Source organism: Acaryochloris sp. IP29b_bin.137 (genome assembly GCF_028285745.1).
Taxonomy (GTDB): domain Bacteria; phylum Cyanobacteriota; class Cyanobacteriia; order Thermosynechococcales; family Thermosynechococcaceae; genus Acaryochloris.
The window spans coordinates 1-6,393 of sequence record NZ_JANQOP010000034.1; the positions used below are offsets into that span (position 1 = coordinate 1).

Here is a 6,393-nt window from a genome sequence, read left to right on the forward strand (position 1 = left end):
GGGATTGAGAAACGATTGGACAGACATCCTCAATTACCTAAATGGGATATCCTCATTAAGCCAATTTAGTAGGTGACTTCTTTTCAGGAAATCACCTAAACTAGTCCCTCTCTTTTTGATGATGGCATTGGCAACTGTCTTAGGTGCATGTGAAAAAGCAAATCAAGACGTTCCTGCACCACCTGTTAACCAAGGTGATACTCCTCAAGGTGGGGCTGAACTCAACCAATCTGAAGATGAGTCAGCACCCTCCATTCAAGAAGAAGCACCTGCACCTGAAGCACCACTGACTCCTGATGGAGAAGAAACCTCGCCTGAAAATTCTGATGAACAATCTCCTTAGGAACTTTCATCTGTCAGATCTGAGCTGACATGGCATTGGCGTAACTACTTGCCTGACCTTCTAAGGCATTGTGGGAGAAATCATCCATAACTTGCAACCTACCTTGGCTGTTGAATAACGCGCAAGTTAGTAACCCCATATGATTTGCCAGAAATAATCCATCACAATCTACTCGTGTTTGTCCTTAATCTCTTACCGATGAAGGACAGCTTCCAGCAACCCAGTTATTGCTAAGCCCCCGATGGCGAAGGAATCCTCATGAAACAATTTAAGACTCCATTTCCTATTCAATTGGTATCAACAGTTATTGGTATGTCTAGTCTTCTGGCAAGTTTGCCTGTAGCAGCTAGAACACCTTCATCAGTTATAAATTTTGATGGCTCTGATACCCCAATTGCTCAAGTTGATGAGAGCGAAGCCCAGGAAGAGGAACTTTCTCCTGGAGTGATGAAGATCCTCTGCAAAAACTTTCCTCTCAACTCTCGCTGTTCAGGTACAAGTCAATCAGATACGACTCCTCCATCAGAAGAAACACCTGACGCTGAAGGGGCAGCTGATACTCCTGAAAATCTCGATTCCGAAAATTCAGAACCTGAAGATTCTACTGCTCCTGATATGGATTCTTCTGATACAGTGCCAGAAGAAACTCCAGTAGATAGTTCTACGACTGATGATATGGATGAATCTACAGAAGGAGGAGCTGAACAGCCTGATGGAACAATGGGCTCCCCAGAAGAAAGCACTAATTCTCCAGACACGATGCCACCGGACAATACTATGCCGGATGAGCCAACCGCTCCAGACGACACTCAAGGACCACCTGTCACACCTCCAATGGTTCCAGTACCTGAAGGCGGAACTGAATAGCCCTAGAGCTAGTAATACCAGACAATCTGGAAATCATTTATATCTTATGAGTAATTCACCCTATCCTTCTAACTCAGATCCGATTTTCATGAGTCGTCCCTAGAATCATCGAATGCGACCCGGTATACGGAACTAGGTCGGACGGTTCAAGATATCAGAGTTGAGAATACCAGGCTCAATTCTGATGTTCAACAACTGCGTGGCCGTACCTCATCTCTCATAGGACTACTCATAGGACTAATATTATTGACGATTGGTGGTTTTGCCTGGCTAGCAATTAGCTTGCAAAATTTAGAAAAAGAGGAACAGCAAAGGGCCAATGGAATCGATCCAGCTCTTGCTAGCCAGGTTGAGCAACTAGAGAAACAGGTGAACGATCTCCGTAAGTCCATTCCCGGAAATTTACCGGACACTTTGCAATCCAACCAAACTACATTGGCACAACTGCAAACCCAGCTTCAACAGGTTACTACTCAGATCAAGACACTGGAGAGATCGGCTAGTAATAACCAACCTCAATCCAATACTCCACCCCAAACTGCTCCACCCTCTAATCAACAATCCTCGGAATCTCCACAACTCGATAATAATCAGGAATAGAGCTTTTCAAAGCACGATGACTTAAAACTGATGAAATGATTTAAGAATCATAATAAAAACTTCCTACCTTTAGTTTAAGCTCACTCATTCTCCTAATTTGCTCTATCATCTCTGGTGGTCGCAGGCCAGCATTAGATAACCATCTCCCAATATCACAAGTTCCACAACTCTTTGAAAAAGTTCCTACTTTGTATACTACAAATGTAGTATACTGTGGTTTTTTTCTGAGGTTGGGGTCATGGTTGCCATATACATCGATCACCTCTACAAATCCTTTACCTTCAGCAGAGGTTGGGGTAAGCATCGTAAGCAAACTAATGTGGTCGCTGTGGATCGGATCAGCTTGAATATCCCATGTGGGCAAGCAATCGCCTTCATTGGCCCGAATGGGGCGGGCAAATCGACCACGATCAAAATGCTGACAGGAATTCTTCATCCCACTGCTGGAAAAGCAATGGTTTTGGGCTATGTACCCTGGAAGGATCGTCAATCTCTAGCTCGTCGAATTGGTGTCGTGTTTGGTCAGCGTTCCCAACTCTGGTATCACTTACCACCCCGCGATACCCTCGAATTACTTGCCCGAATTTATGACCTCGAACCTAAAGTTTTTCGACAGCGACGTGATTCGCTAGTGGAACGGTTCGGCTTGAATGAGTTTTGGTCAACTCCAGTGAGAAAGCTCTCTCTAGGTCAACGCATGCGGGCGGAGGTAGCGGCCAGCCTACTTCATGAACCGCAGATTCTGTTTCTTGACGAACCCACAATCGGACTAGATGTTCTGGCTCAGCAAAAGTTGCGAAATTTAATTTGCGAATGGAATCAACAAGAAGGTACGACTGTTTTTCTCACGAGCCATGATACGGGTGACATAGAACGGGTTGCACAACGGGTCGTTGTGATTAATCACGGGCAGATTATGCTGGATGCCCCGGTCTCAGAATTGCGGAGTCGATATCTGAATGAGAAAATTCTCAGCGTCAAATTTCATACACCAATCTACGAGTTTCCTACTCTGCAGGGTGTTCGCCAGTTAGAGGTTATGGACTTTGGGCTCAAACTGGAGATCAACACTCGCTTGATTCCTATCGAGCAAGTGATCAGTCAAATTCTCCAAATAGGATCCGTCGCAGATGTTGCGATCGAAGATCCACCCCTGGATGCAGTGATTGCTCACATCTATAACCAGCCCGCCTCGGAGGGACTCTCACTATGAAATCACTCCACAAATACGGTTGGATTGCCTGGACATCAGCGCGATCCAACATGGCTTACTTGGGTGAAGTCGTTGCACGGACACTATTCTTGGTCCTTATCCTGTACATTTTTTTGCAATTGTGGAGAGTCACCTATTCAGAAACACAGGCGCAGCAGCTAGGCGGCTTCACACTACCTCAAATGCTGTGGTATTTGTGTGTGACTGAATCACTAGCGATTTCCGCTCCACGCATTGCCCAAGATGTTGACCAAGATGTTCGAACAGGAGCATTGACTGTGCAATTGGTTCGTCCCATTTCCTATCCAATGTATCGACTTTGGTCATCAATGGGTGAACGCGGTGTCCGATTTGGATTCAATTTTGCCGTGAGTGCTGTCCTTGCCTTATTCTTTGTCGGCACAATCCCAATGAGCATCGGAGGATGCTTACTTTTTCTATTAGTGTTGCCCATCGCATTTATTTTGGATTTCCTAGTGATGTTCTTGATTGGTTTGGGTGCGTTTTGGTTGGAAGACACCAGTGGGTTAGTGCTCATTTATTCCCGGTTACTGTGGCTCCTGGGAGGATTGATGATTCCATTAGAGCTATTTCCTGAGTCCTGGCAAGGAATCTTGCATAATCTTCCATTTGCCCTAGTGATTTATGCTCCAGCGCGGTTATTCGTTCATCCTTCGATAAGTGATACACTCGCACTTTTAATGCGCCAAGGGGTTGCGCTACTGATGCTGACGTTGTGTGTGCAATGGGTTTATGGCCTTGCCATCCAAAGAATACATTCCAATGGAGGTTGAGGGCATGAAAGCTCTACTGAATTATCTGAACTTAGCGATCGCATACGTCCGACTCAATTGGAATGCTCATATGGAATACCGTGGCGCATTTGTGTCACAACTATTGGCCATGCTTCTAAACAATTTGATGTGGGTTGCTTTTTGGGGACTGTTTTTCACTCGCTTTCCAGTCTTGCGAGGTTGGACAGTGCAAGATGTAGTAACCCTGTGGGCGATCGCCGCTGCCGGATTTGGCCTTGCCCATGCGATTTATGGCAATGCGCTGCAACTAGCTAAACTGATTGCCCAAGGGCAACTCGATGTGTGGATGCTGTATCCACGTGTTTTGCTTCCCCATCTATTGCTAGGACAGATGAATGCGACTTCCTGGGGCGATCTACTCTTTGGCTATGGGGTATATCTGGGTTTTGTACATCCAGATATGGTTCATTTTGTCTGGTTTATCGGCTTAACTATTTCTGTTGCTGCCTTATTTGTGGGGTTTAGCGTTCTGACAGGTAGCCTGAGCTTTTACATAGGCAATGCCTCAGCGCTGAGTGATCAGTGGCGGATGGCAATGCTCACTTTTAGTACCTATCCTGGCACCCTCTTTGATGGGGCAATCAAGCTACTCCTTTACAGCTTCATACCAGCAGGATTTGTAACTTATTTGCCCGTCGAGGCATTGCGTTCTTTATCCTGGGTTCATGCAATAGGGTCAGTTATAGGATCGGTGACTATCCTTGGGATAGGCATTGGAGTTTTTTATCATGGATTACGCCGTTACGAGTCCGGTAATCTCATCAATATGCGAGGCTAAAATTAGCCGTGTTCAGTACTCCTAATTATTTTCACCCAAATGGATATGACCGAAACCTTCCAACTCAAAATAGGTAGTGCGCAGTTGGCTGGTGAATATTCTGGCCACGGTAAGCCTTTGATCTTTCTACATGCTGGGGTTGCTGATCGGCGGATGTGGTGGCCCCAAATTGATACCCTAAAAAATTATTTCCAAACGGTTAGCTATGATCGGCGAGGATTTGGCAAAACGACCTGCTTGGATGAAGCCTTCTCCCATGTCAATGATCTTAGGCAAGTTATCGAACAACTAGGTCTTACAGATGTTGTCCTCATTGGCTGCTCACAAGGGGGACGAATCGCCTTGGATTTTGCCCTTGCTTACCCTCACCAAGTTGCTGCACTAGTGCTCATTGCGCCTGCTGTGAGTGGTGCTCCTGAACCCATAACATTCCCTCAAAATATTCAAGCACGTATTAATGCATTAGATGAAGCTGATGAAGCAAACGATTTAGAGTTGGTTAACACCATTGAAACTGATTTGTGGCTTAACGGTCCCAATAGTCCGTCTGGAAGGGTGGATGACTCATTAAGAAAGCTGTTGTTGGATATGAATGGCATCGCTTTGAGGAAACCGGAACTCACTTTGGAGCAAGAACCCACCTCAGCTTATGAGAAATTACCCAATCTATCGATTCCAACACTTGTAGTTTGGGGGAATCTGGACTTTCCGCATGTCAGTGAACGTTGCCACTACCTTGTGAATACTATTCCTACTGCCATAGGAGAGGAAATGCCTAACACCGCTCATCTACTTAATCTTGAAGAACCTGAGCACTTCAACAATGTTCTTCAAGGATTCCTAAGCATTAATATCGGTATTGAGTCATAACTAGGTTGAAACTGTACAAATCAGACCACTCTCTCGGTTATGCTCTTGAGAATTCAAGTCTGAGAACTTATTGGGTTCTTTCTATTATTTGGGGATATAGGCAGAAATTCCTTGTAACTTCCCCTCAACGCGACTGTCAATGCTTTGAAATTAAGGTTTCATTGCTGCTTATACCCAGTATTTCATGCCGACTGCAGGCAGTAAACATGATCTAATTGCTGCAATAAGTGGATGTTTTCAACTTCCCAGTGATGACAGAACATCGCCGATCTGATTTGTGTATTTTTCTTAAATTTGATTTTGCCATTAATCAGATTTTATAAGATATAGTACATTTGAACTATATTAAGAATAGCGATTACCTCATTTCATAAATGTGAGTTCTTTAATCCGTAATTAAATCTAGGAGGGCATAGTGCAGTTGAATCCATATCTATTTTTCAATGGACAGTGCCAGTCAGCTTTTCAGTTCTATGAACGATGTTTAGGTGGCAAAGTCGAAACCATCATGCCCTATGAGGGTTCACCGATGGAGGATCAGGTACCACCTGAATGGCGCAATAAGGTGATGCATGCCGAACTTACTGTGAACAACAGAGTTTTAATGGGGTCTGATGGAATGCCTGGTGAATACAAGGTCCCCAAAGGTTTCTCCATCTCACTCAATATGGATGCCCCCACAAAAGCCGAACAAATCTTTCAAGCCCTAGCTGAAAACGGAACAGTGTCGATGCCAATCCAAGAGACATTTTGGGCTATTCGTTTTGGCATGGTTACTGATCAATTTTCCATACCCTGGTTAATTAACTGCGATAAACCCGCTTGATGATTCTCCAGGATTACTGCACCAATAACTAAGGAGAGAAAACGATGGAAACTACTACCCCACAAAAAGAGCTAACCATCA

General features: G+C 44.7%; 8 protein-coding genes. All 8 read left to right on the top strand.

Annotation, left to right across the window (positions count from 1 at the left end; genetic code table 11):
* The first annotated feature begins 121 nt into the window (after positions 1 to 121).
* The 8 genes from Q0991_RS02470 to Q0991_RS02505 all read left to right on the top strand — a co-directional run bounded on the left by Q0991_RS02470 (position 122) and on the right by Q0991_RS02505 (position 6,312).
* Positions 122 to 343 carry a hypothetical protein gene (locus Q0991_RS02470; protein ID WP_299485176.1) on the top strand — a complete coding sequence of 74 codons (222 nt, stop codon included), beginning with the start codon at positions 122 to 124 and terminating at the stop codon, positions 341 to 343.
* Between the two features lie 258 nt (positions 344 to 601).
* Positions 602 to 1,210: a hypothetical protein gene (locus Q0991_RS02475; protein WP_299485178.1), complete on the top strand. Its 609-nt coding sequence runs from the start codon at positions 602 to 604 to the stop codon at positions 1,208 to 1,210.
* A 246-nt stretch (positions 1,211 to 1,456) separates the two neighbouring features.
* Complete coding sequence (locus tag Q0991_RS02480) at positions 1,457 to 1,810, top strand: hypothetical protein (protein WP_299485180.1); 354 nt, start codon at positions 1,457 to 1,459, stop codon at positions 1,808 to 1,810.
* A 238-nt stretch (positions 1,811 to 2,048) separates the two neighbouring features.
* Positions 2,049 to 3,023 (top strand): ATP-binding cassette domain-containing protein, encoded by a 975-nt coding sequence (locus Q0991_RS02485; RefSeq protein WP_299485182.1) that lies wholly within the window; start codon positions 2,049 to 2,051, stop codon positions 3,021 to 3,023.
* Positions 3,020 to 3,817 (top strand): ABC-2 family transporter protein, encoded by a 798-nt coding sequence (locus tag Q0991_RS02490; protein ID WP_299485184.1) that lies wholly within the window; start codon positions 3,020 to 3,022, stop codon positions 3,815 to 3,817. The genes Q0991_RS02485 and Q0991_RS02490 overlap by 4 nt, the downstream gene beginning before the upstream one ends.
* Before the next feature lie 4 nt (positions 3,818 to 3,821).
* Complete coding sequence (locus Q0991_RS02495; protein WP_299485186.1) at positions 3,822 to 4,616, top strand: ABC-2 family transporter protein; 795 nt, start codon at positions 3,822 to 3,824, stop codon at positions 4,614 to 4,616.
* A 45-nt stretch (positions 4,617 to 4,661) separates the two neighbouring features.
* Positions 4,662 to 5,486, top strand: a complete 825-nt coding sequence (locus tag Q0991_RS02500) for an alpha/beta hydrolase (RefSeq protein WP_299485188.1) — start codon at positions 4,662 to 4,664, stop codon at positions 5,484 to 5,486.
* 415 nt (positions 5,487 to 5,901) lie between these two features.
* A complete protein-coding gene (locus Q0991_RS02505) occupies positions 5,902 to 6,312 on the top strand; it encodes a VOC family protein (protein ID WP_299485189.1) in 411 nt (136 codons plus the stop codon).
* Positions 6,313 to 6,393 lie beyond the last annotated feature (81 nt).

Coding starts and splice junctions, on each gene's coding strand:
- Q0991_RS02490 (WP_299485184.1), top strand. CDS start 3,020: ATGAAATCACTCCACAAATACGGTTGGATTGCCTGGACATCAGCGCGA.
- Q0991_RS02500 (WP_299485188.1), top strand. CDS start 4,662: ATGACCGAAACCTTCCAACTCAAAATAGGTAGTGCGCAGTTGGCTGGT.
- Q0991_RS02495 (WP_299485186.1), top strand. CDS start 3,822: ATGAAAGCTCTACTGAATTATCTGAACTTAGCGATCGCATACGTCCGA.
- Q0991_RS02475 (WP_299485178.1), top strand. CDS start 602: ATGAAACAATTTAAGACTCCATTTCCTATTCAATTGGTATCAACAGTT.
- Q0991_RS02470 (WP_299485176.1), top strand. CDS start 122: ATGGCATTGGCAACTGTCTTAGGTGCATGTGAAAAAGCAAATCAAGAC.
- Q0991_RS02485 (WP_299485182.1), top strand. CDS start 2,049: ATGGTTGCCATATACATCGATCACCTCTACAAATCCTTTACCTTCAGC.